A 23,406-nucleotide genomic window follows, 5' to 3' on the forward strand; every position below is an offset into this window, starting at 1 on the left:
CCAGTGTTCAGCCTGACCGTCCGCCGCCACTTTATGATCGCCCACAGCCTTCCCCGTGAGGCCTTCGGGCCTGCCCAGGCACTTCACGGGGCAACCTTCGTGGCCGAGGTGGCGTTCCGCCGTCGTGCACTGAACAAGGACGCAATTGTCCTGGACATCGGGGCTGCCGGCGGCATGATCGAGGACGTGCTGGCCGGCCTCAACTATCGCAACCTGGACGAGCACCCGGACTTCGAGGGCAAGCTCACCACCACCGAAGCACTCGCCGAATACATCGCCCAGGCCGCTGCCAAGAAGCTTAAAGACAGCGACGACGGCCGTGAACTCACGGGAATCGACGTCACCTTGCGTGAAAACCCGGATGCCTGGGCCACGTACTCGCTGGACCTGACCGACTGACTTCCGTGGACGTCCGGTTCCTTGTCCCCGCCAATATCCACCACAATTCGGGCGGCAATGTCTACAACGCGAAGCTCGCCGATGCCATGAGGGCCCAAGGCGTCGACGTCGAAATCCTGGCCGTGGACGGTTCCTGGCCGGACTCCAGCGCCAAGGAACGGCGCCGGCTGGGCAGCCTTGTGGGCGCTTGGGAGCCAAAAACGGAAATCGAGGCGGCCACGATCAGCATTGTGGACGGCCTCGTCGCCTGCGGCGTGCCCGATGAAATCGAATACGCCGCCGCGGCCGGCCAGCACGTTTTCGTCCTGCTGCATATGCCCTCGATCAGCCATGCGGACGGCGAACAGCGGGCTCTGCGCGCGGCTTCCGGCGTCATCTGCACCAGTTCGTGGGCTGCGGACGCCATCAAAGACAGATACGGGATCGCCTCCAGCCGGGTGGCCCTCCCGGGGACCGACGCCGCCCCAGTGGCAGCTGGTTCCGACCCGCCCCACATCGTTGCGGTGGCGGCGCTTCTCCCCAATAAGGACCAGTTGTTGACCGTGGCCGCACTCGCCGGGCTCCAAGACCTCGCCTGGACGGCCTCCCTGGTGGGAGCGGACGACGCCGACCCCGGCTATGCAGCGCTGGTCAGGACCGCCATTGCCTCCCAAGGAATGGAAGAGCGGGTGCGGTTAACCGGTCAGCTCGCCGGGCAGACACTGGAAAACGAATGGAATCGCGCAGACCTCAGCCTGCTGGTGTCGCGGGCTGAAACGTTCGGGCTCGTGGTCACTGAATCCCTGGCGCATGGGATTCCGGTTATCGTTCGGGAGGGGACCGGCGCTGTCGAGGCGCTGGGCCTGGCCTCCAAACGGAACGGGAAACCCGGAAATGAAGCTCGCGCCCTGCCTGGAACAGCCGTCGAGCTTCCCGGTCCAGACACCAGCCATCCGGCCATGCTCTCGGCCGTGATCCGGCGTTGGCTGGCGGAACCTGGGCTCCGCAGCAGGTGGCGCGCCGAGGCCCTGGCCGCCCGGGACAGGTTGCCCCAATGGGACGCCACCGCCCGCATCGTGATTGAGTACCTCGAGCGGATCCGCTGACAAAACGCCTATCGCAGCTGGTACCAGCGGTGCACAATGAGGCATGACCACGCACGTGTCCTCCGCCGCCAGCCTCAGCCCGCAAGCCCCGGCACCGGAACTGCTCACTCCTGAATTGTTGCGCGCCTGGGCCTGGCACAGACAAGGCCTCGATGGCACACTCCTGGGCGCGGAAGCCTCCGACGTGTTAGCCACGGCAGGCTGGGCGCGCTCCGTGGGCGGTGCCAACCCCTACCTCACTCTCTTTGCCCGCGCCGGAACCAGCCGCGAACAGGCTGACGCCGACGTCCTCTCCCTGAAGATCCACGAGCTGCCCGCCGCCCGCGGTTGCACTTATGTCCTGGGCCACGAGGACTTCGGCTGGGGTCTCCAAATCGGTAGGGACGCCGCGGTTGCACCCTTTCGCGTCCTCGCCAGGATGGGTGTCGAGCGCGGCGAAATCACACTTTTGGAGGAGCAGATCCTTCACGCGCTGGCCGAGGCCGGAGGCCCTTTGGATCCCAAACAGCTCAAGGATCTGCTGGGAGATTCGGTCAGGAACCTCGGTGAAGAAGGCAAAAAGAAGGGCGCCGCAACCACCCTGCCCACGGCCCTGGGCCTCCTGCAGGCGGACGGCAGGATCCGGCGGGTGCCGGTCAACGGACGCCTCGATCAGCAAAGGTACGCCTACACGCTGTGGGGCTTACCGCCCACCTCCATGAACGACGACGAAGCCCGCGCCCTCCTCCTGGAGCGCTATCTCGAATGGACCGGCGGCGCCACATTTAAACAGTCGCAATGGTTCACGGGGTTCACGATGGCGCACACGAAGGCAGGGCTCGCAGCCGTCGGAGCTGTGGAGGTTCCTGCGGCGGACGGCGAGGTGCTGTGGATGCTGCCCGACGACGTCGAACGCCTCGCTGCTTTCGACGCACCGGCGGAGGAACAGATCCAATTGCTCGCAGGCACAGACTCCCTCGTGCTGCTCCGGCGGAACTCCGCGGACATGATTGCCGAACAGGATAAGGACAAGCAACTACTCGGCTCCACCCTGGCGCTTCAGGCCGACCTCCCCGACCACCCCATCCTTGACCGCGGCCGGATCATCGGATTGTGGCAATACGATCCCGGAAAGGCGCGGATCGCGTACTGGCTCTTTGACGGCCCCACACCGGCGGCGACCCAGCGCATCGCCGAAGTTGAGGCCTGGATCCGGGATGAACTGGGCGATTTCCGCTCCTTCAGCCTCGACTCGCCTGCCTCCCGCCAGGACCGGATCGACGCCCTGGACGCCGCAGGCCTGGACGCCTAGGCGCGGCTCCGGTGCGCGGCGAAGAAATCCCGGAGAAGTACGCCGCATTCCTCTTCCCTGACACCGCCGTACACCTCCACCCAATGGTTGAGGCGGCGCTCGCGGAGAACGTCAAAGACTGAGCCTGCCGCGCCGGCCTTCTCATCCCAAGCGCCAAATACCACCCGCGGAATCCTTGCCAGCACCACGGCGCCGGCGCACATGGCGCACGGCTCCAGCGTGACCACAAGCGTGCAGTCCTCCAGCCTCCAGCCGTCCCCAGTGCCCCCGCCCAGCTTCGAGCGCGCACGCAACCGTTCGGCAGCTTCCCGGATGGCCACCACCTCCGCGTGGGCAGTGGGGTCTCCCAGTTCCTCCCGCTGGTTCCGGCCGGCCCCGAGCACCGCGCCGTCGGGCCCTATCACCACGGCACCGATGGGCACATCCTCAGTAGCAAGCGCGCGCCGGGCTTCGTCCAAGGCAAGACCCATCCACTCGTGGTGGGTTTTTTCTGCGGCGACCATGGCTCAATGATAGTTTCGAGGGATATCCAGCCTTGCAAAGCATCGACGCCGGGGAGGCACCGTGGACATGGACACCCTGAGGGAACGCCTGGGCCAATGGTTCAAGCCGTATGCCGCGCTGTGGATCACGTTGTTGGTGGGCGGCGCGTTGGTCGTCATCATGGCACTGCTGGGAGCCGAGGTGTACGACGACGTCGTGGACGACCAAGGCCTGGCATCCCTGGACCTGCCCGCGCTGGAACTGGCACAGAACCTGCGTAGCCCGGAACTCGACGCAGGGGTAACGGCCTTCACCAACATCGGCGGCGGCATCGGCATGCCCATCCTGGCCAGCATCCTCACAGCCTGGCTTACCTTCCTGAGCAGGACCTGGCGGCCCATTATCCTGGTGGGCGGAGCTGCGGCCGTTTCCACGTTCGCAACCACTATCGGCAAACGGCTGGTGGGACGTACCCGCCCGGACCACGCCGAAGCCGTCCCGCCGTACGAGACCTCGCCGTCATTCCCCAGCGGCCATACCCTCAACACCACCGTGGTGATCGGCGTCCTGGTGTACATCATGTGCCTGCAATTCGAGATCCTTTGGGCGCGGATCACAGCCATCACTGCCGGGGCGGTTTTTATCATCGCGATGGGCCTGAGCCGGGTGTTCCTGGGCCATCACTGGCTGACGGACGTGATGGCCGGGTGGTTCCTGGGCCTGGCCTGGGTGGGCATGGTGATCCTGGCCCACCGGCTGTTCCATCTGACCCGCAAACACGAGCACGTGGGCCCGGCGCCAACGTTCGAGCACCCCGTCCTCCGGGACGATCACACGAGCTGATTCCCGGCCCGGGGGCGCCATGCCCGGATGGTAGTTTTGACGCATGCGCACTCTCGTTGTGGACCACCCGCTGGTCGCCCATAAGCTCACTGTCCTGAGGGACAAAAACACCCCGTCCCCCGTCTTCCGGCAGTTGACGGAAGAGCTGGTGACGCTCCTGGCTTACGAGGCCACCCGCGATGTCCGCACCCAGCCGGTGACCATCGAGACACCCGTGAGCACCACGGTGGGCACAGCCTTCACCAAGCCCACGCCCTTGGTGGTTCCCATCCTGCGCGCCGGCCTGGGGATGCTTGAAGGCATGACCAAGCTGGTCCCCACCGCTGAGGTGGGTTTCCTGGGCATGGCCCGGGACGAGGAAACCCTGGACATCATCACGTACGCCGAACGCCTCCCCGAGAACCTCACCGACCGGCAGATCTTCGTCCTGGACCCCATGCTTGCCACCGGCGGCACCCTCCGCGAAGCCATTAAATTCCTGTTCAAGCGCGGAGCCTCCGACGTCACCTGCATCTGCCTGCTGGCCGCCCCTGAAGGGCTGGCCAAGCTGGAGGAGGAACTGTCCGACGCCAACGTGACCATCGTCCTGGCGTCCATCGACGAAAAGCTCAACGAGAAGTCGTACATCGTCCCCGGACTGGGCGACGCCGGCGACCGCCTTTACGGGATCGCGGGATAGCCCGGGCGGGGCGAGAGGACCCCTCAGCGGCCGGACAGCTCTGGCCAGGGGTTACGGGGTTCCGGATTCAGCATCGGCCCGTTAGCCTGTGCGGATGGACTGGAAACTTGAACTCGTTTTTGTACCCGTCTCCGACGTCGACCGCGCCAAGGACTTCTATGTCAACAAAGTGGGGTTCAACGCGGATTTCGACGAGCGGCCCAGCGATTCCATCCGCTTCGTCCAACTGACGCCGCCCGGCTCGGCCTGCTCGATCAGCATCGGCGAAGGGCTCACCGATGCCCCTCCGGGCAGCGCACCAAACCTGCAAATCGTCGTCGATGACATCCAAGCCGCCCATGACCACCTCAAGGGCAACGGCGTGGACGTGAGTGATATCGACATCCAGGACTGGGGACATTTCGTGTACTTTGCGGACCCGGACGGGAACAAGTGGGCCGTGCAGTACATCCCGGGGCGCGGCGCCTCAAGCAATACGTAAGGCAAAATGGGGTTCATGACCCTGCCCATTCCTGCCGCCACACGAACACTGACCTGCCGCGCCGTCCTCTTTGACATGGACGGCACGCTGGTGGACTCCACAGCGGTCGTGGAGCAGGTGTGGGGCGAGTTCGCCGCCCGCTACGGCCTGGACATCGCCGAGATCCTGCGCACCTCCCACGGCGTCCAGGCAGGCGATACCGTGCGCCGGTTCGCGCCTGCCGGTGCCGACATCGTTGCGCTCACTGCAGAACTTGGTGCCATGGAACGGGTGCGGACTGCCGGCATCGTTGCGCTGCCCGGTGCCTCCGAACTGCTCCGGAGCCTGCCCGCGGAGGCCGTGGCCCTGGTGACGTCGGCGGACCGGATCCTGGCTGACATCCGCATGGATGCCGCTGGACTGGCCATGCCTGCCGTTGCCGTGACGGCTGACCTCGTGACGCGCGGCAAGCCGCATCCGGAAGGCTACCTGACCGCTGCCGGTTTGCTGGGCGTGGAGCCGGAGGATGCCGTGGTCTTTGAGGATGCCCCGGCTGGAATCGCGGCCGGAGTGGCTGCGGGCATCCGGACCGTGGCGGTGGGCCCAAACACGGGCGAATTACCGGCGGGAGTGCTCCATATCCCGGATTACACCGCGGTCACGGCCTCGGTGGAAACGGACGCCGCAGGTCGGCGGATTATTTCTTTCCGGCTTTGAGGTCGGCTACGACCTTCGCGATCCGCCTCGCCCTGGTTTCCTCCGTTTTGGCATCCCCGAGCGGCTCCACATAACGTCGCTGCGCGCTGTAGTTCAGGGTGGCATAGAACGCCTGGGCATCCGGTTCGGCGGCCATGGCTGCGGCCAGGTCATCCGGGACTTCAATGATCCGGGGCTGCGTGTCGAGTTCCAGATCCACTTCAACAGTGTCGCCAGCCTCTACGCCGGTGAATTCCCGGTTGGCGGTGCTCACCCCAACCAGGCTCTGCCCGCCCATCACCGCGATGCTGCTCCGGTAGCTCTTGCCGTTGATGGTTACCACTACCGGCGGGCGCTTGCCTGCGCCCAGGGCAGTCACAACCTCCTCCGGAACCTCAATACCAGCTTTGTTGCCGCTGCCCAGGATAGTCGTGGTGAATTTCATGGCCCCAGTATGGCCCGGAGCCGCAGGTCAGGGAAGTCCGGCCCCCGCGAACATACAACGCCAAAAAGCAGCAGGCCCTGAACCGGGGGATTCAGGGCCTGCTGCTTCGGATGGCGGAAGCCGCAATTACCGGCTTAGTACCAGTTGTTCGACAAGTGGAAATTCAGCGCGCCGCACGGCGACTGGTAGCGCTCCTGGATGTAGTTCAGGCCCCAGTTGATCTGCGTGCGGTAGTTGGTGAGGTAGTCCGCCCCGGCGCTCGCCATCTTCTCGGCGGGCAGCGACTGGACAATGCCGTACGCGCCGCTGCTCGCGTTGGTGGCCGTGGTGGTCCAATCAGATTCCTTGGTCCACAACGTCTGCAGGCACTGCATCTGGTCGGCTGACCAGCCATAGCTGCCAAGCTGGCTCGCCGCATAGGCCTGGGCCCCGGCCGGATCGTTGACGGCGACGACGGGGGCCGGTGCGGGCTCAGGGGCGGGGGCCGGTGCGGGTGCCGGTGCTGGTGCGGGTGCCGGTGCTGGTGCCGGTTCGGCGGCCTGCGGGGCAACGCTGATGTCGGCCGGAGCTGGTTCAGGGGCCGGGTTGGCCCGCATCTCGGCCTTTTCCAGCCTCAAGTTGGATTCAAGCTCTGCCGCCGAGGACTGGGTCCCGCTGACCGCCACCGGAGTCATGGATTCGGAAGCCTGGCCTGCTGCGCCGACCCCGATGAGGAGGGCGCAGGCCGCACCGAAAACGGCTGCACGCTTGCCCAGGGACGAAGCTTTTGTGTGTTGCGCCGTGGTCTTGCCACGGCCGTTGACTTTATGTGCACCGCGCTCTGGGCGCGCTTGTACCTTGAATTCAGACATGATGGATCGCCTCTCACACCTGCGGAGTTAGCTGTCGGGTTCGGATGAGGGCATCCGGCCACACGGAAAGATCACGTGCTGGCTTCACCCCAAGGGCAGTTAAGTGCCCGGGACTCTGGGTCCCCCGCCTCTGCCTGGTCAAGCGGAATCCGGGAAGCGGCAGAGCTTGGCGTCATCCGGATATGCGGCTCAAAGGGAACCGCACCCCATCGACGCTACAGGAGCGCGACGCTTAAGTCACATTTTGGTAACAGAGATCACGACGCCGGTGCGTTGCCTTGCTATGAGCCGTTGATCGCCGGCAGGCGCAACGTGAACTGGGTCCGACCCGGCCGGGAGTTCACTTCCACGTTGCCGCCGTGGGCCTCCACAATGGACTGCACAATGGACAGCCCAAGCCCGCTGGAGCCTTCCGAAGCCGCCGCGCCGGAGGACCGTGAAGATCCAGTCCGTGCCGCGTCTGCGCGGGCAAACCGGGCAAAAACGTGGTCCACGAATTCCGGCGGGATGCCGGCGCCGTCGTCCGTTACTGTCACCACGGCACTGCCGTCGTCGGACCTCATCACGGCCGTGGTGACCGTTGTGCCCGGAGCAGTGTGTTTGCGGGCGTTGGACAGCAGGTTCACCAACGCCTGGCGCAGCTGCGACGCATCGGCATTGACCGCAAGCGGCTCGTCCGGAAGCTCAAGATGCCAGTTGTGGCCGGGTGCGATGATTTTTTCGTCGCTGACGGTTTCGATCACCAGCTGCGTCAGATCCACCTCACTGAGTTTCAACGGCTGGCCCTCGTCCAGCCTGGCGAGCAGGAGCAGGTCTTCCACCAGTGTGGTCATGCGCTCGGACTGGTTCTGAACCCGGGCCAGCGATTTCCGGCCATCCGGAGTGAAGTTCTCGGTCATCCGCATTAGCTCCGTGTAACCGCGGATGGCGGTGAGCGGAGTGCGCAGTTCGTGGGACGCGTCGGCAACGAATTGCCGTACCTTGGTCTCGCTTTGCTGCCGGGCCTGCAGCGCGTTGGCCACGTTGTCGAGCATGAGGTTCAGCGCATGCCCCACGCTGCCCACCTCGGTTCCGGGGTTGGAGTTCGACGGCGGGACGCGCACCGCGAGTGCCACCTCGCCGGCGTCCAGCGGGAGCCGCGAGACGCGTGTGGCCACCTCGGAAAGCTGCTCCAGCGGCTGCATGGTGCGCCGGATGAGGATAGTCCCGGCCAGGCCAATCAAGACCAGCCCTCCAAGGGAAACAAAAACGAAGGTCCACACCAGGGAGGTGAGGGTGCTTTCCTTGCCGGCGAGCGGGAGCCCGGTCACCAGGACATCACCGTAGTTCGTTGCCACTGCAATCAGCCGGTACTCGCCATTGGAGAGCGTCCGGTCCACAGGGCGGGAATCCTTCTGGAGGGCCAGCAGGATCTCCTTGTCCTCAGCGGACAGGGGAGAACGCGTGGTATCGGAGGCCAGGAATCCGGCGCTGTTGACCTGCCCATTCAGGATCCGGGCGTTGAGCGTACCCACGCTTTGCCCACGGGAATCCAGCGGGTCCGGCCTGCCGTTGAAGCCGCCCAGCGGCGGCCGGCCGGGGTCGTTGGACCGGGAGGCAGCCTGGCTGAGCTGTTCGTCGAGCTGGCGTGTAAGGAACGAGTCCATGGAAGCGTAGCTGAAGAGGCCAACGGCGCCGCAGATGGCCACCAGCAGGGCCATGGCAACCAGTACAAGGCGTGTACGCAGATGCCAGGTGGAGGGCTTCAGCCAGCTCCGGCCATGCGTGGGCGCCACTGCAGGCAGTGAGGGCATGGCCTAGTCCGCCGGTTTGATGACGTATCCGGCGCCGCGCACCGTGTGGATCATGGGCGGATGCACGGCATCGACCTTCTTGCGCAGGTACGAGATGTAGAGCTCCACAATGTTGGCCTGCCCGCCAAAGTCGTAGTTCCAGACGCGGTCCAGGATTTGCGCCTTGCTGATGACGCGCCTGGGGTTCTCCATGAGGTACCGGAGCAGCTCGAACTGCGTGGCAGTCAGCTGCAGTTCATCGCCGGCCCTGCTCACCTCGCGGGTATCGATGTTGAGGACGAGGTCACCCACTACCAGCTCAGCGGTGTCCATCGCTGCCACGCCGGATCGCTGCACCAGCCGGTGCAGCCGGAGGAGGACCTCCTCCATGCTGAACGGCTTGGTCACGTAGTCGTCACCGCCGGCAGCCAGACCCACAATCCGGTCCTGGACGGCATCCTTGGCAGTCAGGAAGAGCGCCGGTACTTCAGGCGCGAAGGCGCGGATCCTGGTCAGCAGCTCGACGCCGTCAAACCCGGGAAGCATCACGTCGAGAACAAGGACGTCCGGGCGGAACTCCTTGGCGAGCTTCACAGCCTCGGGACCGTCAGCGGCGACGGCCACCGACCATCCGGCCATGCGCAGGCCCATGCTCATCAGTTCGGAGAGGCTGGGCTCGTCGTCGACCACCAAGGCACGGATGGGGGAGCCGTCCGGGTGGGTAAGTTGGGGAAGGTTGTTGGTCATGGAGTGCGAAGTGGCCATGGGACAACTCTCCGATGCGTCGTTGAGCCCCCGCTTTAGGCTTCCTGTGCGCTGGCTGTGAATCCCAGCCTAGCGAGCTGAAAGCTGCCCAGCGGCAGATTCCCCTGACGATCAACCGGGACTTTTCCCTGGCTTTGGTGGCGTCCAGCAGGCCCCCTTCGACGCTCCCAGCGGTTTCCGGGGCGGACGGGGGTGGAATTTTTTTGTCCGGATGGCGGCGGAGCTGGACACCACGGCAAATCAAGGGGTGTATTTCAGCAACTCCATCGCTGGTGAATTGTGGTGGCCCTTTTATGGGTTCGGGCGAATAATATTCGGGAAAGATGGTTTTCCAACCAATCGTTCTGGAAAACATCTGTTATTTTATCGCTCTGTCAGAATCGTGATCTGAGCCACATTCTCTGAATTCGTCTCACTATGCGGAACGATCCGTCCATTGTTACTTGCAAGTTCGCATTGTTACGTTGCACACTTCAATTGTGAACAAGAACTCAACAGCACCTGCAGCCGCAGAATATTGGCCCAGCACACCCGCTGCTGCCGACATGCGCTGTTGTCGAATGCACGCCTGACCTTCACACCCCGCGAAGTTCCTAGGCATTCGCCCCCCAGCCCAGCGTCGGGCGCCCCTCCCCAGATCTCATTGCGGGGAAACCAAGCATTCGAGCCGCGATGACGGCCATTCACATTGAGGTAACTAATCCATGTCAGTTGCATCCGGATACGTCCACATCTCTGTCCGAAACGCCACCAAGGCAGCCCAGCCCTCTGGCCTGCGCCAGGGTTTCGGTGCCCGCCCGGCGTTCGCTCCCGCCGCGCCCGGTACCAGCTTCCCCGCTCCCGGCTACGCCCCGCAGGGCTACAACCCCAACTCTTATGGCCAACTCCGCGCCGTCCAGCCCGCCGACGCGGCCCCGGTCACCGCACCCACGCCGGTTGTGGCGGGACCCAACACTGTCCGCCCGGTAGCAAACGACAACGTCGCCCGCGGCTTCGTGCTCTACATGGGCATCGACGAGGAAACGGCAGCTGCTGCCGGAACCTCCATCGCCAAGCTTGCCCAGGAAATCCGCGCCTACGCCCAGTCGCTGGTGTCGGGGGCCGAAAGCTACGCGGCGGTGGCCGTCGCGCCGGCCAGCACCCCCGGGTCCGCGCTCGACGTCGTCCGTTCCACCTTTGGCGACCCCACGGTGAACGCTCGCCAGCGCACTGAAACCGCACGCCAGCAGCAAGCCCAGGACCCGCGCCCCTCCGGCGTGCTGATCGACCTCGCCCGCCGCGAGGTCCACCTGGACGGCGAATCCCTGAACCTCACGTTCAAGGAGTTTGAGCTCCTTAACTACCTCGTGGAGAACGGCACCCGCACCGTGGGCCGCGACGAATTGCTCGAAGGCCTGTGGCGCAACGCCGAGGAAGTCCCCAACGAGCGGACCATTGACGTCCATATCCGCCGCCTCCGCTCCAAGCTGGGACGCCTCGCCAACACCGTGCGAACCGTCCGCGGCCAGGGCTACCGCTTCTACGAGCACCCGGAAGTTGTTGTCTGGGCCGCTCCGGAATACTCGATCTAGTCCTACAGAAACGCGCGAAAGCGCCTGTCCCGCTGGGGCAGGCGCTTTCGCTTTCGCGGCACGATCCCTCTGCGCCTGCGCTCGTCCCTCGCGCAACAACGGCGCTGTCGGGATGTCCCGCTTCGCTGCAGCGCCCTCCCTTTTTTCGTGTGTCCCTTTTCCGCGTTCAGGGCTCGTGAGTATTGGCCTCCGCGGCTGCTGGTTAGCGGCCGCCCCGACTGAAGTGAGCTGGCGCTAGGCTTGGGGACATGAGTGACCACCACATCAAGCGCCTCGTGATTATGCGGCATGCCAAGGCGGACTGGCCGGGTGGGGTTGCCGACCACGAGCGGCCGCTGGAGGAACGCGGGCACCGCGAGGCGCCCTTGGCGGGCCGGTGGCTGCTCAAGCATGGCATTGTCCCCGACTTCATCCTGTGCTCCAGTGCGCTCAGGACGCGGCAGACCTGCACTTGGGTGTGCTCGGAACTCGGAGATAAGGCGCCGACGCCGAAGCTGGAGGACGGCCTGTACGCTGCCTCTGCGCTGCGCATGTTGACCGTGGTCAACCATGTCCCCGATACCGTCACTACGCTGATGCTCATCTCGCACATGCCTGGCGTCCAGGACCTCGCCATGCACCTGGCTTCCCGCGACTCCGACCACGACGCCTACATGGACGCCGCCACCCGGTACCCCACCAGCGCGCTCACAGTCCTGGAAACCGATAAATCCTGGGCGGAACTGGATGGCCAGGACGCCCGGATCACCAAGTTCAAGGTTCCGCGCGCCCACTGATCTGACGAAGCAGTCCCGAGACGTGCTGGATGGCCGGGCTCGCCGTCATGGTCCGGCGGTAAACCATTCCCACCTGCCTGACCTGGACGGGATTGACCAATGGCACGGGCACCACGTCAGGTGGCAGTGCCGGCCTGCCGAGGCGGGGAACCAGTGCTACGAACGCTCCCTGCTCCACAAGGGAAATATGGGTTGCGAAGTCAGGATCGTAGACCTTGATGTCCGGCACCCGGCCCAGATCGGCGAAAATCCTCAGCAGGGCCTCGTTGCAGATGGCGCCGTGCGGTGTGCTGATCCACTGCTCATCAACAAGGTCGGCCGGCTCCACGTGGCCGCGTCCTGCCAGCGGATGGCTGCCGTGCACCAGCAGGTCGGCAATGTCCTCGCATAACCACTCAAGCGTCATATGCTCCGGTATCACCAGCGGTACGGAGTTCCAATTGTGCACCACACCCAGGTCGGCCTCCCCATTGGCCACCCGTGCCACGGCTTCGCGAGGGTCCTCGGCCAGCACGCTCACGTCCAAGTCCGCGCCGGAAGAGGCAAGCCTTCCCAGCAGCGGTCCGACCAGGCCGCGGCAAGCCGTGGAGAAGGCCACCACCTTCAAGTGCCCGCTGGGTCTGGCCGGGTCCGAAAGCAAGGTTGATTCCAGTTCCTCAAGCTCAGACAGGATGCGCCGGCCATAGGCTGCCAGCGTGAGCCCGCGTTCGGTGAGCAGCACCCCGCGGCCGCGGCGCTCGAGGACAGCGAAACCAGTCTGCTTTTCCAGCTTCTTGATCTGCTGGGAGACGGCGGACGGGCTGAAGCCCATAATCTCCGACGCTGCTATGACAGACCCGTGCTGCTCAATCGCCGCGAGAGCACGAAGTGAGCCGATTTCAATCATGAAGCAAACGTACATGATCCCGTGTCGAATTCAATGCTGGTGCTTCATCGGGGGTTCTGTAAGAGTGGGATCGTGAACCTCCGCCACTCCCTCCTTGCCGCCCTGGTCGCCGTGCTTTGGGGCCTGAACTTCGTTGCCATCGACTTCGGCTTGCATGCCAACGGCCGTGAGGTTCCCCCGCTGTTGTTCGTGGCGATGCGGTTCGTCCTGGTGGTCTTCCCCTGGATCTTCTTCATCAGGAAGCCCGACGTCACTTGGAAGGCGATCATCGGCGTCGGACTCTTTATGAGCGCAGGCCAGTTCGGCCTCCTCTACTTGGCAATGGCCCTTGGCATGCCAGCGGGTCTGGCTTCCCTGGTCCTGCAGGCGCAGGTGCTGCTGACGGTCCTCCTGGCGGCAGGTTTCCTGGGGGAGCGGCCCAGCCGCCGTCAGTTGGCCGGCGTCGTCCTTGGCGTCGCCGGCCTGGCCGTTGTGGCCGTGGGCCGCAGCGCCGTAGCACCGCTGCTGCCGCTCATCATTGTCCTGGGAGCCGCATTGTCCTGGGCCGCCGGAAACGTCGTCGCCCGCCAGGCCAAGGCGGCCTCAGGGCTGGGTCTGGTGGTCTGGTCCGGCGCTGTGGTGCCGCTGCCCCTTGCCGGGCTCTCGTTGCTGGTGGACGGTCCGGAGGCTGTGCTGGGCACGCTGGCCGACCTGCAGCCTGCCACGATCATCAGCGCACTGTATACGGCCATTTTCGCCTCGCTGGTGGGCTACGGAATCTGGAACCGGCTTCTGGCCAGCTACCCGTCGTCGGCCGTTGTTCCCTTCACCTTGCTGGTGCCAGTGGTGGGGATGAGCGCTGCGTGGCTTGCGCTGGGCGAAGTGCCCACCCCTGCCGAGCTGGCAGGCGGGCTGCTTCTGCTGGGAGGGGTGGCGACGGCGGTCCTCACTGGAGGCGCCACGATGCGTCAGCGTCGGGGAGCGCTCCTGGCCCCGCCCGGTTTGGGCGCAGGCTTGGGTGCCGGCTTGCTGGCAGCGGAGGCGGACGACGACGGCCGCTTGGCTGCCGCGCCCGGTCGGGCGGGCGTGCGGGAACCGGACGCGCCCTGAGCGGATTTGCCCTGGGCTGATTTGCCCTGGGCTGATTTGGCCTGGGTGGAAGTTCGTTGGACGGAAGTTCGCTGGGTGGTGCCGCGTTGCGCGGGCCTGCGTTGTGTTCCACCCTTGGCAGCTTGCCGGCGGGCAGCGGATGCGGGCCTGCGGTTCGCCGGCGAAGGTTTCCCCCGCACCCCCAACTGCCTGCCTGCAGGCCAGGCTGCTGCAAGAAACAGGACAAACAGCGTGGATACGGCGGAGGCAGCGGCCCAATAGAAGTAGTTGTCCGGATCCCCGGTGGGCAGCGGTGTCCCCAGGAACGAAGACTGGTTGGCAAACGCCAGCTCCCACGTGCTGAGGAAAGCCAAGGAGAAGGCAACCGTGAGGCTGGTTCCCGCCCCGGTGGCAAGCAGGGCCAGGCGGCGTCCCCGCGCCAGGACCTCTGCGACGGCAGAAACGTAAGCCAGGGCAACAAGCCCCAGGAACGTGACCATCACGGCTTCTTCAAGGGTGATGGCGGTCAGCACCAGCATGCCCAGAGCGGCGACGGCCGCTATCAAGGCAAACTTCCCGCTGTTACCCATGTGGCGCATGGGATCAATCATCCCCGAGGCAGCCGCTACTTCACCACGTAGCCGCGCATGATTGCCATGATTGCTGCAACACTTTGGTCACGGGTGCGTTCAGGGTTGTACGTCTGGCGGTCCAGCCCCACCACGAAGCAGGCACCAAATATAGCGGTTTCGAGACTGCCCCGGGAGATGGACCGGTCCACCGGATAGGCCGCCGCCACGGACTCTATGGCACCGCCGATCACGGCCAGCAACTCGGCCCTCAGCACCGCGAAGGTGTCCCGCCACTCGCTGGGCGTGCGCCAGTTTTCGCTGACCCACAGCCGGGCAAAAGAGGGGTAGTCGGCCATGAAGTCCATGGCCTGCCCGATCATTTCCTCCATCGTCAGTAGCGGATCAGCGGGCGGCAGATCTCCGGCTCCGGCATGAACGGCCCCAGCACTCCCGACGCTCATCAGGCGGGCCTTCAGGATATCGACGCCGTGGCGCAGCAGCTGGGCAATCAGGTCCGACTTGCTTCCGAAGTTGTAATACACCGTGCCCTTGGAGACACCCGCTGCCGCTGCGATCTCATCCACGGTCACCCCGGCAGCGCCGCGCTCGCCGATCAGCTCCATGGAGGCATCAAAGAGCTTCTGCCGGGTGGCGTTGGTCCGCGCCGGGCGGAGCTTCTTTTCGGCGGGACCGTCGGCACGCAGCCGCAGGACCGGACCTGGCACCGGACCCTGCGCGGGATCCGTCCCAGGGCCCTGCAAGGACGGGCTCATACCGCGATCTCGGGCTTGAGGGTCTTGAGCGTCCAGTACTTCCGTTTCCGGACAGCGAGCGTTGACATCGCGGCGCCCAGGATGGTGTAGCCCAGCAGGCCCAGGACGGTGGGCATGATCATGGAGAGGTCCGCGCCATAGATGAGGTGCCGCATTCCCGAAACCACATAGCCCATGGGCAGGATCTCGTGCACCACGTGGAGGGGCTGCGGAGTGGTCTGCCAGGGGAATGTGCCGCCCGAGGAGACGAGCTGCAGGACGAGCAGTATGAGCACCACGAGCTTCCCCGGTGATCCCAGCAGGGCAACCACGCCTTGGATGATGGCGCTGAAGGCCATCGCGGCGGCCAGCATAAACAGCCACATCAGAACAGGGTGCGCCGGGTTCAGCCCCAAGCCCAGGTCCACCACCAAGGTCAGCAGGGTTGCCTGCACTACCGATACCGCCAGGAAGGGCAGCCACCCTCCGATGGCGATCTTCCACGCCGGGGCGTTTGATGCCAGCGCCCGCTGGGTGATGGGGCGCATGGCCTGGATCAGCATAAAGATGCCGATCCACAGGGCCAGGGTCAGGAAGAAGGGAGCCAACCCAGCCCCGTACGAGTCAGCCTTCGCTTGGGAGACGTTGCTCACGGCCACAGGATCCGCGATGACTTCCGAAAGGCTGTTCTTTTGCTGGTCGTCGGGATTGGGCACTTGGCCTGCGCCTTTCGCGATCTCCTCCGCAAGGGTACGGGAGCCGTCCGCCGCGGTACCGGCACCTGCCTCCAGTTGGCCCGCGCCGGCGTCGAGCGTTTGCGCACCTTCGGAGAGCCTGCCGGCTCCGTCCAGGGCCGCCTGCTGGCCTGTGGCCAGCGTGGCCGCCCCGGTGTGGAGCTGGTCGGCGCCGGTGGAGGCCTGGGCCACAGCGTTCTTCAGCGCAGGGGTGCCTGCAGCCAGTTGCGCAGCGCCCACGCTGACGGCCTCGGAGCCATCTGCCAGTTGCTGGATCTGCGCGGCGTCGGTTTGGATCCTGGTCTTGGCGGTGGCCACCGGGCTGGAGGCCGCCACGGAGTCAAAATCGGCCAAAATACTGTCAGCCTGCGCCTGGGTCAACACACCCGAAGCGATCAGGCGTGTGTTGGATTCGATGACCCGAGTCCGGAGTCCCTGGTCGGCGGCGTCGAGCTGGGCAACCATGTCCTGGACCCGGGTGTTGAGCTGGGCGTTTCCGGCAGCTACTTGGGCGGCGCCGTTCGCCAGGGTCTGCGAGTCCGTGGGAAGGGTGGTTGTCCTGTCCTTCAGCAGCGACAACCCGCTACTTAGCTGACCGGCTCCGTCGGTGAGCTGGTTGGCGCCGTCGCGCAGCTTCAGCTGCCCCGCGTACAGTTCACCGGCCCCGTTACTCAAGTCCGTGCTTCCTTCATGGAGGGTGGCGGTCCCGTCGTGCAGTGTGGCGACGCCGCCTGCCAGCTGCCCGGCGCCGTCGGCTGCCTTGACCATCTGCGAATGGATCGTGCCAAAGCCGGTCAGCAGTTGGTTTGCTGTCTCCTCGCCCACTTCCTTGGCAACGGTGGTGTGGACCGAGGTTGTCAGCTTGTCCACGATCGTGCTCAACAGGTAGTTGTTGGCATCGTTGGTGGTGACGTTCAACATTGCCTGGCTGGCTGAATCAAAGCTGCCCGGAGACACCAGGTTGGCGGAGAAGTCCTTGGGAATCTTGAGCGCGAAGGCATACTTGCCGTCGCTGACACCTTGGTCGGCCTCCTCCGCAGTGGGGACCGACTGCCAGTTGAAGACGTTTCCTTCCACCAGGCTGTCAGCCACCTTGGTTCCGGCCTGCAACACGGAGCCGTCGCTGGAGGCGGCACCGGTGTCCTCGACAACCAGCGCGGCATCGATCCGGTTCAGGTTGCCGTACGGGTCCCAGTTGGCATAGAGGTACACGGCGCCATAGAGCAGCGGCACCATGACCAGGGCCAGGATGGTCAGCTTGGGCAGGAGCCCGCCGGTCATCCGCTTGAGTTCGGAGCGGGCCAGCCGCAGCACAGTCACTTGGCGTCCTCGGTTTCGAGTAGGAGGTCTTCCTCTATTTCCGCAGCAGCTACCACTTCGGACTGCGCGTCCGCGGGCGGCTGAACGGCGTTCCCCACAGCTGCCGTTGGCCCCGTCCACCCATCCGGAATGGCAGCTACGGTAGCGACGACGGCGAGGGGCCGGCCGGCGTCGGACGCCAACTGCTCAAGGCGAGGCAGCCACTCGGAGGAGTTGGCAGTATGCCGGTCCGGGGAATCGACCACCAGGAGGTCGGTGTGCGGGTTGGCGAGGGCCAGGGCGGTAAGCAGTTCAACGCGCCGTTCCGGCGCCAGCTGTTCGGTCCACAAGTCTGCGATGTCCTCGAAACTGTTGACTTTGAGCCAGGGCTTGCTCACCAGGGCACCCCGGTAGCGGCGCGGGATCAGGGCCAGGTCCTCGGTGACAAGGTCGCGGACGCTCAGGTGTTGCTCGGGTTCGTTGACGCCGGGGGAGTCAACCAGCGCGCTGGCCAGGCGGCGGCGCTTGATCCCGGATTCGCCGTCCCAACTGATGCGCCCCTCCGTGGGTTTCATCCGGCCACTCAACGTCAGTGCCAGGGCTGTCCGGTGGTCCTGGCGGTCCGCCGAGACGAGGAGCAGCTCACCCCTTCCGGTCTGCAGGGAGGTGGGCGGGAGCAGATCGTCCCGCCGTCCTTTCGCATGGAGGTGCTGTACGGAGAGCAAAGAGGGCCTTTCGCAGGGAAATGGTCTCCTGCCAGTCTAACTAAACTGACCGGTCAGTTCAAATAAAGCTCCTGTCCGGACGTGGAAGCCGTTGGCGGTGGGCTTAGAGGCCGTACTTTTCCAGCAGCCGCAGCCAGACTTCGCTAACCGTGGGGTAGGAGGGGACCGCGTGCCACAACCGGTCCAGCGGCACTTCACCCACGACTGCGATGGTTGCGGCGTGGAGCAACTCAGCCACATCGGGTCCCGCAAACGTGGCCCCCAGGAGAACCTCGCGGTCCTCGTCGACCACCAGCTGCGCCCAGCCCTCGTAATGCTCCGAATGCAGGGAAGACCCGGATACGTTGATAGGCAATTCCACCGAGGTGGCGTTGAATCCGTCTTTCGTGGCCTGGTCAAGGGTTCGGCCCACTGAGGCCAGCTCAGGATCCGTAAACACCACATTGGGGACGGCATGTTGGTTGGCTGTCTGCGCATAGCGGCTCCACGGTGCCGGCTCGCCATTCAGCTCACCCTTGGCACGTGCGGCTATCGCATCCCCTGTTGCGCGGGCTTCGTACTTGCCCTGGTGGGTGAGGAGGTTCTTCCCAGCGGCGTCACCTACGGCGTAAAGCCAAGGGTCGCCGTCGGGCAGGCCGTTAACCTGCCCGGTGGAATCCGTGGTCAGCTTCAGGGGGCTGCCGTCCGGTGCGCCAAGGCCGACGCTTTCCAGCCCGAGGCCTTCCAAGGCCGGGTGGCGGCCCGTGGACACCAGGACCTTGTCGGCGGAGACGGAAGCGCCGTCGCCGAGGCTGACCGTGAAGGTGCCGTCTTCGTTTTCGCTGACGCTCTTGGTGGTGGTGTGGAGCCGGACTTCAACGCCGTCCGCGCGCAGGCCCGCAAGTACCAGTTGGGCCGCTTCCTCGGGGAAAGTGCCCAGCAGCCGGCTCCGGGCCACGAGGGTGACCTTGGAACCGAGCCTGGCGAACGCCTGCGCCAGCTCAACCCCTGCGACGCCGCCGCCGACGACTGCCAGGCGTTCCGGGATTTCCTTGGCCGAGGTGGCTTCACGGGTGCCCCAGAGGCGAAGGTCAGCCAGTCCCTCGATCGGAGGCCTGTTGGGCGTGGAGCCAGTGGCGAGGACGACGGCGTGCCGCGCCGTCAGGAGGTGGGTGCTGCCATCAAGTCCGGCTACTTCCACTGCGCGCGGGGCGGTGATCCACCCGTGGCCGCGGACGAGCTCAATCCCCGAGTCCTCCACCCACTTCACCTGGCTGTCATCCTGCCAATTCGCGGTGAAGTAGTCGCGCCGTTTGAGGACTGCGGCGGCATCGAGCGTGCGGGTGACTGCTTCTCCTGCTCCTGGCACCGCCTGCGCCCCGTGGAGGGCCGTGCCGGGCCGGAGCAGCGCCTTGGACGGCATGCAGGCCCAGTAAGAACACTCGCCGCCCACCAGTTCCGCCTCCACCAGGACAGCGGTCAGCCCGCCCTGGACGGCCCGGTCCGCCACGTTTTCGCCAGCGGCGCCGGCGCCGATCACGATGACATCGAATTCGCGTTCCAAGGGCTCTGGCGTCATTGCTTTAGCCTACGCCGGGGATGGGCTCCCTGCCGGGCCAGTTGGGGGTGTGCCCAGCGGGCGAAGGGTTCGGTGGAACCTCGGCGGCGGCGGGCACTTAAAGCAAAAGGTCCGCACCGGCGAACCGGTGCGGACCTTCATCTGTGCGCCCAAAGGGATTCGAACCCCTGACCTTCTGTTCCGTAGACAGACGCTCTATCCAGCTGAGCTATGGGCGCATCTTGTTTCTTGAAGAACATCTCTGCTCTCCCCGAACCTCGAATAACTTTACGCGAGGGTGGGCCGTAGTACCAAATCGAAACGTGTGTAATCTGGGTGACTAGACCGGTCTAGGTGACCTTCGTCACTTAATTGCCCTGTTGTGGTGCCATCTTTGTTGAATTTACGCGGTTTCCACTCGAAACGCTCACTATCGAGCAGTCCGGGCCCAAAAACTCGAGCCCTCCCGGCCCATAGCATTTAGCTCACACCGATGAACCCGAGGAAGGGAACCGCAATGGGCGATCTGGCACAACAGCCGCTGCTTGAGAAAGCACCCACCACGCATGCTGCACTGCTGGCATGGGTCGAAGAGGTTGCTGAGCTAACGCAGCCGGACCGGATCCACTGGGTTGACGGGTCCGAACAGGAAAACACCAGGCTCACGGATGAACTCGTGGCCGCGGGCACCCTGACCCGGCTCAACCAGGAGATCTTCCCGAACTCCTTCGCCGCATTCTCCGACCCCGCGGACGTAGCCCGCGTGGAAGAGCAGACGTTCATCTGCTCCGAGAAGGAACACGACGCCGGCTTCACCAACAACTGGATGGCCCCGGCCGAGATGAAGCAGAAGCTGCGCGGACTGTTCGCCGGCTCCATGCGTGGCCGCACCATGTACGTCATTCCGTTCGTCATGGGCCACCTTGATGCCGAGGATCCCAAGTTTGGCGTCGAAATTACCGACAGCGCCTACGTTGTTGCCTCGATGCGCATCATGGCCCGCATCGGCACCGACGTCCTGAACCGCATGACCGATACCAACGCGTTCTTCGTACCGGCCCTGCACTCCCTGGGTGCCCCGCTCGAAGCCGGCCAGGCTGATGTGCCGTGGCCGTGCAACCCGGACAAGTGGATTGTCCACTTCCCCGAAGAGCGTTCCATCTGGTCCTTCGGCTCCGGCTACGGCGGCAACGCCCTGCTGGGCAAGAAGTGCTACGCCCTCCGCATCGCGTCCGTGATGGCCCGCGACGAAGGCTGGCTGGCCGAGCACATGCTCATCCTGAAGCTGACTTCACCCGAGCAGAAGACCTACTACATTTCGGCAGCCTTCCCTTCCGCCTGCGGCAAGACCAACCTCGCGCTGCTTGATCCCACGATTGAGGGCTGGAAGGTGGAGACCCTGGGTGACGACATCACCTGGATGCGCTTCGGCAAGGAAGGTGAGCTCCGCGCCGTCAACCCCGAAGCCGGTCTCTTCGGCGTGGCACCGGGCACCGGCTGGGGCACCAACCCCAATGCGATGCGTGCCATTGCAAAGGGCAACAGCATCTTCACCAACGTCGCCCTCACTGACGACGGCGGCGTGTGGTGGGAAGGCATGACCGAGGAAGTGCCTGCCCACCTCACCGACTGGCAGGGTAACTCCTGGACTCCTGATTCGGACAAGCCTGCGGCCCACCCGAACTCGCGCTTCTGCACGCCGATCGACCAGATCGACATGCTGGCCGAGGAATACCACAGCCCGAACGGCGTGGAGCTTTCCGCGATCCTCTTCGGCGGCCGCCGCAAGACCACCATTCCGCTGGTCACCGAGGCACGCAGCTGGTCCAACGGCATCTTCATGGGTTCCACGCTGTCCTCCGAGACCACAGCCGCAGCAGCCGGCGCTGTCGGCGTGGTCCGCCGCGACCCCATGGCCATGCTGCCGTTCATCGGCTACGACGCCGGCGACTACCTGAACCACTGGGTCAACCTGTCCGCCAAGGCCAACCCGGAGCGGCTGCCCAAGATCTTCCTGGTCAACTGGTTCCGCCGCAACGCCCAGGGTGGCTTCGCGTGGCCCGGCTTCGGCGACAACGCCCGTGTCCTGAAGTGGGCCATCGAACGGCTCGAGGGCAAGGCGGACGCCGTCGAAACGCCCATCGGTTTTGTTCCGACAGGCGACTCCATCGACCTCAAGGGCCTGGACATGACCCCTGCGCAGGTTGAGGAAGCGGTCCGCGTGGATCCGGCTGAGTGGGAAACCGAGCTTGCGTCCATCGAGGAATGGTTCGCCAACTTCGGCGGCTCACTCCCGGACGCTCTTCAGGCCGAGCTCGCCGCCCTGAAGTCACGCCTGGGCTGACAGTTCAAAAAAGTACGACGGCGACCCCGCACCTTTGCTGAAAAAGGTGCGGGGTCGCCGTCGTTCTGTCGTCCATTGCTCCGCACCCGCCTTTTTGAGCGCTCAGAAGGGCGCTGGTGGGGACAGTCGATGAATTTAGGAAGCCAGCCAGATGTCTGGGCCGAAAACCTCGTAGTGGATCCTCGTTGCCGGGATGCCCGCATTGATGGCCTCGTTGCGGATGTGCTTCATAAACGGCAGCGGCCCGCAGAGGTACAGGGACGCATTGGCCGGCAGGTCCACTTCACGCAGCGACATAAAGCCCTCCCTGGTTCCCGGCTCGGGCTGCTCAAGCCACAGTTGGAGGTCGGCACCCGCGAGGCGTTCGACGTCGTCCGTCATTTGGCCGCGCAGTGCCCAGCTCTCCATGGTGCTTTCTGCGTGGAGGACAAGCACCTGCCGCTCCGAAGCCGACTCTGCGAGGGAGCGGAGGATGGACGCCGTGGGTGTGCAGCCGATTCCCGCCGAGGCCAGGACCACCGGACCGTCGCCATCCTTCAATGTGATCTCGCCATACGGGTTGGAGATCTCCAGGATGTCGCCCACCTCAACGGCGTTATGCAGCACGGGGGAGACCTCGCCGCCGTCGTCCAGCTTTGTAGTGAAGGTCCGGCTGGTGCCCGCATTGCCGGAGAGGGAGTACTGCCGGACCTGGCGGAGGCCGTCCGGGACCTGGACCTTGACGCTGATGTACTGGCCGGGCAAGGCTGGCGTCACCGGGGTGTCGTCGGCGGGTTTCAGGGTAAAAGTGAGGGAACCAGCGCCGGCAGCGGACTTGGTGGACACCTTCCAAGGAGTCCACATTTTGCCGTTGGCCTGGGCTGCGTAGAGGCCCTTTTCGAGCTTGATCAGTGCGTCGGCCATGAGCCAGTAGACCTCGGTCCAGGCCTCCGCGATCTCCGGTGTCATGACTTCGGCGAGGTCTTCCGCGATGGCCGCGAACAGGTGCTCGTAGACCACCTGGTACTGAGGTTCGGTGATGCCCAGCGACGCGTGCCGGTGGGCGATGCGGGAAAGCACGGTTTCGGGCAGGGTGCCTGGGTTGTTGACCAGGTGGGTGGCGAAAGCGGCGATGCTGCCCGCCAGGGCCTGCTGCTGGTTTCCGGAGCGCTGGTTGGAACGGCTGAACAGGCCGTCCAGGAGTTCGGGGTGGGCGGCGAACAGCCGGGAGTAGAACTTGGGAGTGATGGCGCCGATCCGCGAACCGACCAGCGGCAGGGTGGCCTCAATGACAGGGAAAGATTTGTCCGAGAGCATGTGTACTCCTGAGATAGAGTGACCGGAGCTTTCGTCCGGCCGGGATAAATACTCATCTTTAGAATGCGAGTATTTAT

At 64.9% G+C, this 23,406-nt stretch carries 22 protein-coding genes, 1 tRNA gene and 1 riboswitch; of the genes, 11 read left to right on the forward strand and 12 right to left on the reverse strand.

Features of this window, described 5'->3' with window-relative positions; all coding sequences use genetic code 11:
* The first annotated feature begins 3 nt into the window (after nt 1-3).
* Genes V9L18_RS15425 through V9L18_RS15435 form a run of 3 tightly spaced genes read left to right on the forward strand, consistent with a single transcriptional unit; the run spans nt 4 to nt 2,775 of the window.
* Nucleotides 4-399 carry a 6-pyruvoyl trahydropterin synthase family protein gene (locus V9L18_RS15425; protein WP_337348047.1) on the forward strand — a complete coding sequence of 132 codons (396 nt, stop codon included), beginning with the start codon at nt 4-6 and terminating at the stop codon, nt 397-399.
* Nucleotides 400-404: 5 nt separating this feature from the next.
* Nucleotides 405-1,484, forward strand: a complete 1,080-nt coding sequence (locus V9L18_RS15430; protein WP_337348048.1) for a glycosyltransferase family 4 protein — start codon at nt 405-407, stop codon at nt 1,482-1,484.
* 43 nt (nt 1,485-1,527) lie between these two features.
* Nucleotides 1,528-2,775: a DNA glycosylase AlkZ-like family protein gene (locus tag V9L18_RS15435; RefSeq protein ID WP_337348049.1), complete on the forward strand. Its 1,248-nt coding sequence runs from the start codon at nt 1,528-1,530 to the stop codon at nt 2,773-2,775.
* Here V9L18_RS15435 and V9L18_RS15440 read toward each other — a convergent pair.
* Nucleotides 2,772-3,278, reverse strand: a complete 507-nt coding sequence (locus V9L18_RS15440) for a nucleoside deaminase (protein WP_337348050.1) — start codon at nt 3,276-3,278, stop codon at nt 2,772-2,774. The two genes, V9L18_RS15435 and V9L18_RS15440, sit on opposite strands and share 4 nt — an antisense overlap.
* Nucleotides 3,279-3,345: 67 nt before the next feature.
* On the opposite strand from V9L18_RS15440, the gene V9L18_RS15445 reads away from it, so the two are divergent.
* From V9L18_RS15445 to V9L18_RS15460, 4 genes are all read left to right on the forward strand, one after another.
* On the forward strand, nt 3,346-4,101 hold the full coding sequence (locus V9L18_RS15445) for a phosphatase PAP2 family protein (RefSeq protein WP_337348051.1): 756 nt from the start codon (nt 3,346-3,348) through the stop codon (nt 4,099-4,101).
* A gap of 43 nt (nt 4,102-4,144) precedes the next feature.
* Complete coding sequence (gene upp / locus V9L18_RS15450; protein WP_078029912.1) at nt 4,145-4,780, forward strand: uracil phosphoribosyltransferase; 636 nt, start codon at nt 4,145-4,147, stop codon at nt 4,778-4,780.
* A 94-nt stretch (nt 4,781-4,874) separates the two neighbouring features.
* The gene (locus V9L18_RS15455) at nt 4,875-5,261 is read left to right on the forward strand and encodes a glyoxalase superfamily protein (RefSeq protein WP_337348052.1); all 387 of its coding nucleotides are present in this window, start codon (nt 4,875-4,877) and stop codon (nt 5,259-5,261) included.
* Nucleotides 5,262-5,267: 6 nt separating this feature from the next.
* Nucleotides 5,268-5,957 (forward strand): HAD-IA family hydrolase, encoded by a 690-nt coding sequence (locus tag V9L18_RS15460; RefSeq protein WP_443197960.1) that lies wholly within the window; start codon nt 5,268-5,270, stop codon nt 5,955-5,957.
* Here V9L18_RS15460 and V9L18_RS15465 read toward each other — a convergent pair.
* The 4 genes from V9L18_RS15465 to V9L18_RS15480 all read right to left on the reverse strand — a co-directional run bounded on the left by V9L18_RS15465 (nt 5,938) and on the right by V9L18_RS15480 (nt 9,769).
* A complete protein-coding gene (locus V9L18_RS15465; RefSeq protein ID WP_337348054.1) occupies nt 5,938-6,381 on the reverse strand; it encodes a YdeI/OmpD-associated family protein in 444 nt (147 codons plus the stop codon). The genes V9L18_RS15460 and V9L18_RS15465 overlap by 20 nt on opposite strands.
* Nucleotides 6,382-6,515: 134 nt before the next feature.
* A complete protein-coding gene (locus tag V9L18_RS15470) occupies nt 6,516-7,232 on the reverse strand; it encodes a hypothetical protein (protein WP_337348055.1) in 717 nt (238 codons plus the stop codon).
* Nucleotides 7,233-7,237: 5 nt separating this feature from the next.
* Nucleotides 7,238-7,397: riboswitch (cyclic di-AMP (ydaO/yuaA leader) on the reverse strand.
* Between the two features lie 116 nt (nt 7,398-7,513).
* The gene (locus tag V9L18_RS15475; protein WP_337348056.1) at nt 7,514-9,025 is read right to left on the reverse strand and encodes a sensor histidine kinase; all 1,512 of its coding nucleotides are present in this window, start codon (nt 9,023-9,025) and stop codon (nt 7,514-7,516) included.
* A 3-nt stretch (nt 9,026-9,028) separates the two neighbouring features.
* Nucleotides 9,029-9,769: a response regulator transcription factor gene (locus V9L18_RS15480; protein ID WP_337348057.1), complete on the reverse strand. Its 741-nt coding sequence runs from the start codon at nt 9,767-9,769 to the stop codon at nt 9,029-9,031.
* A gap of 704 nt (nt 9,770-10,473) precedes the next feature.
* Between V9L18_RS15480 and V9L18_RS15485 the strand changes: the two genes are divergently transcribed.
* Both V9L18_RS15485 and V9L18_RS15490 read left to right on the forward strand, forming a co-directional pair.
* Nucleotides 10,474-11,340, forward strand: a complete 867-nt coding sequence (locus V9L18_RS15485) for a winged helix-turn-helix domain-containing protein (protein WP_337348058.1) — start codon at nt 10,474-10,476, stop codon at nt 11,338-11,340.
* Nucleotides 11,341-11,588: 248 nt separating this feature from the next.
* Nucleotides 11,589-12,116, forward strand: a complete 528-nt coding sequence (locus V9L18_RS15490) for a SixA phosphatase family protein (RefSeq protein ID WP_337348059.1) — start codon at nt 11,589-11,591, stop codon at nt 12,114-12,116.
* On the opposite strand, the gene V9L18_RS15495 is transcribed toward V9L18_RS15490, so the two are convergent.
* A complete protein-coding gene (locus V9L18_RS15495; protein WP_337348060.1) occupies nt 12,094-13,002 on the reverse strand; it encodes a LysR family transcriptional regulator in 909 nt (302 codons plus the stop codon). The two genes, V9L18_RS15490 and V9L18_RS15495, sit on opposite strands and share 23 nt — an antisense overlap.
* 72 nt (nt 13,003-13,074) lie before the next feature.
* Here V9L18_RS15495 and V9L18_RS15500 point away from each other — a divergent pair, with 72 nt between their 5' ends.
* Nucleotides 13,075-14,091 (forward strand): EamA family transporter, encoded by a 1,017-nt coding sequence (locus V9L18_RS15500; RefSeq protein ID WP_337348061.1) that lies wholly within the window; start codon nt 13,075-13,077, stop codon nt 14,089-14,091.
* A 604-nt stretch (nt 14,092-14,695) separates the two neighbouring features.
* Here V9L18_RS15500 and V9L18_RS15505 read toward each other — a convergent pair.
* From V9L18_RS15505 to V9L18_RS15525, 5 genes are all read right to left on the reverse strand, one after another.
* Entirely contained in the window at nt 14,696-15,415 is a 720-nt protein-coding gene (locus V9L18_RS15505) for a TetR/AcrR family transcriptional regulator (protein ID WP_337348062.1), read from the reverse strand.
* Nucleotides 15,412-17,448: a YhgE/Pip domain-containing protein gene (locus V9L18_RS15510; protein ID WP_337348063.1), complete on the reverse strand. Its 2,037-nt coding sequence runs from the start codon at nt 17,446-17,448 to the stop codon at nt 15,412-15,414. The genes V9L18_RS15505 and V9L18_RS15510 overlap by 4 nt, the downstream gene beginning before the upstream one ends.
* The gene (locus V9L18_RS15515) at nt 17,445-18,152 is read right to left on the reverse strand and encodes an ABC transporter ATP-binding protein (protein WP_337348064.1); all 708 of its coding nucleotides are present in this window, start codon (nt 18,150-18,152) and stop codon (nt 17,445-17,447) included. The genes V9L18_RS15510 and V9L18_RS15515 overlap by 4 nt, the downstream gene beginning before the upstream one ends.
* 103 nt (nt 18,153-18,255) lie before the next feature.
* Entirely contained in the window at nt 18,256-19,710 is a 1,455-nt protein-coding gene (locus V9L18_RS15520; protein WP_337348065.1) for a dihydrolipoyl dehydrogenase family protein, read from the reverse strand.
* 144 nt (nt 19,711-19,854) lie between these two features.
* Nucleotides 19,855-19,928: transfer RNA gene (locus tag V9L18_RS15525), tRNA-Arg, on the reverse strand.
* Nucleotides 19,929-20,206: 278 nt separating this feature from the next.
* Between V9L18_RS15525 and V9L18_RS15530 the strand changes: the two genes are divergently transcribed.
* Nucleotides 20,207-22,033, forward strand: coding sequence for a phosphoenolpyruvate carboxykinase (GTP) (locus V9L18_RS15530; RefSeq protein ID WP_337348066.1), 1,827 nt, complete (start codon nt 20,207-20,209; stop codon nt 22,031-22,033).
* A gap of 135 nt (nt 22,034-22,168) precedes the next feature.
* Here the strand turns inward: V9L18_RS15530 and V9L18_RS15535 are convergent, their stop codons facing one another.
* Nucleotides 22,169-23,329: a globin domain-containing protein gene (locus V9L18_RS15535; protein WP_337348067.1), complete on the reverse strand. Its 1,161-nt coding sequence runs from the start codon at nt 23,327-23,329 to the stop codon at nt 22,169-22,171.
* Nucleotides 23,330-23,406 lie beyond the last annotated feature (77 nt).

Origin of the sequence: Pseudarthrobacter sp. CCNWLW217, assembly GCF_037203985.1 — a bacterium.
Lineage (GTDB): Bacteria > Actinomycetota > Actinomycetes > Actinomycetales > Micrococcaceae > Arthrobacter.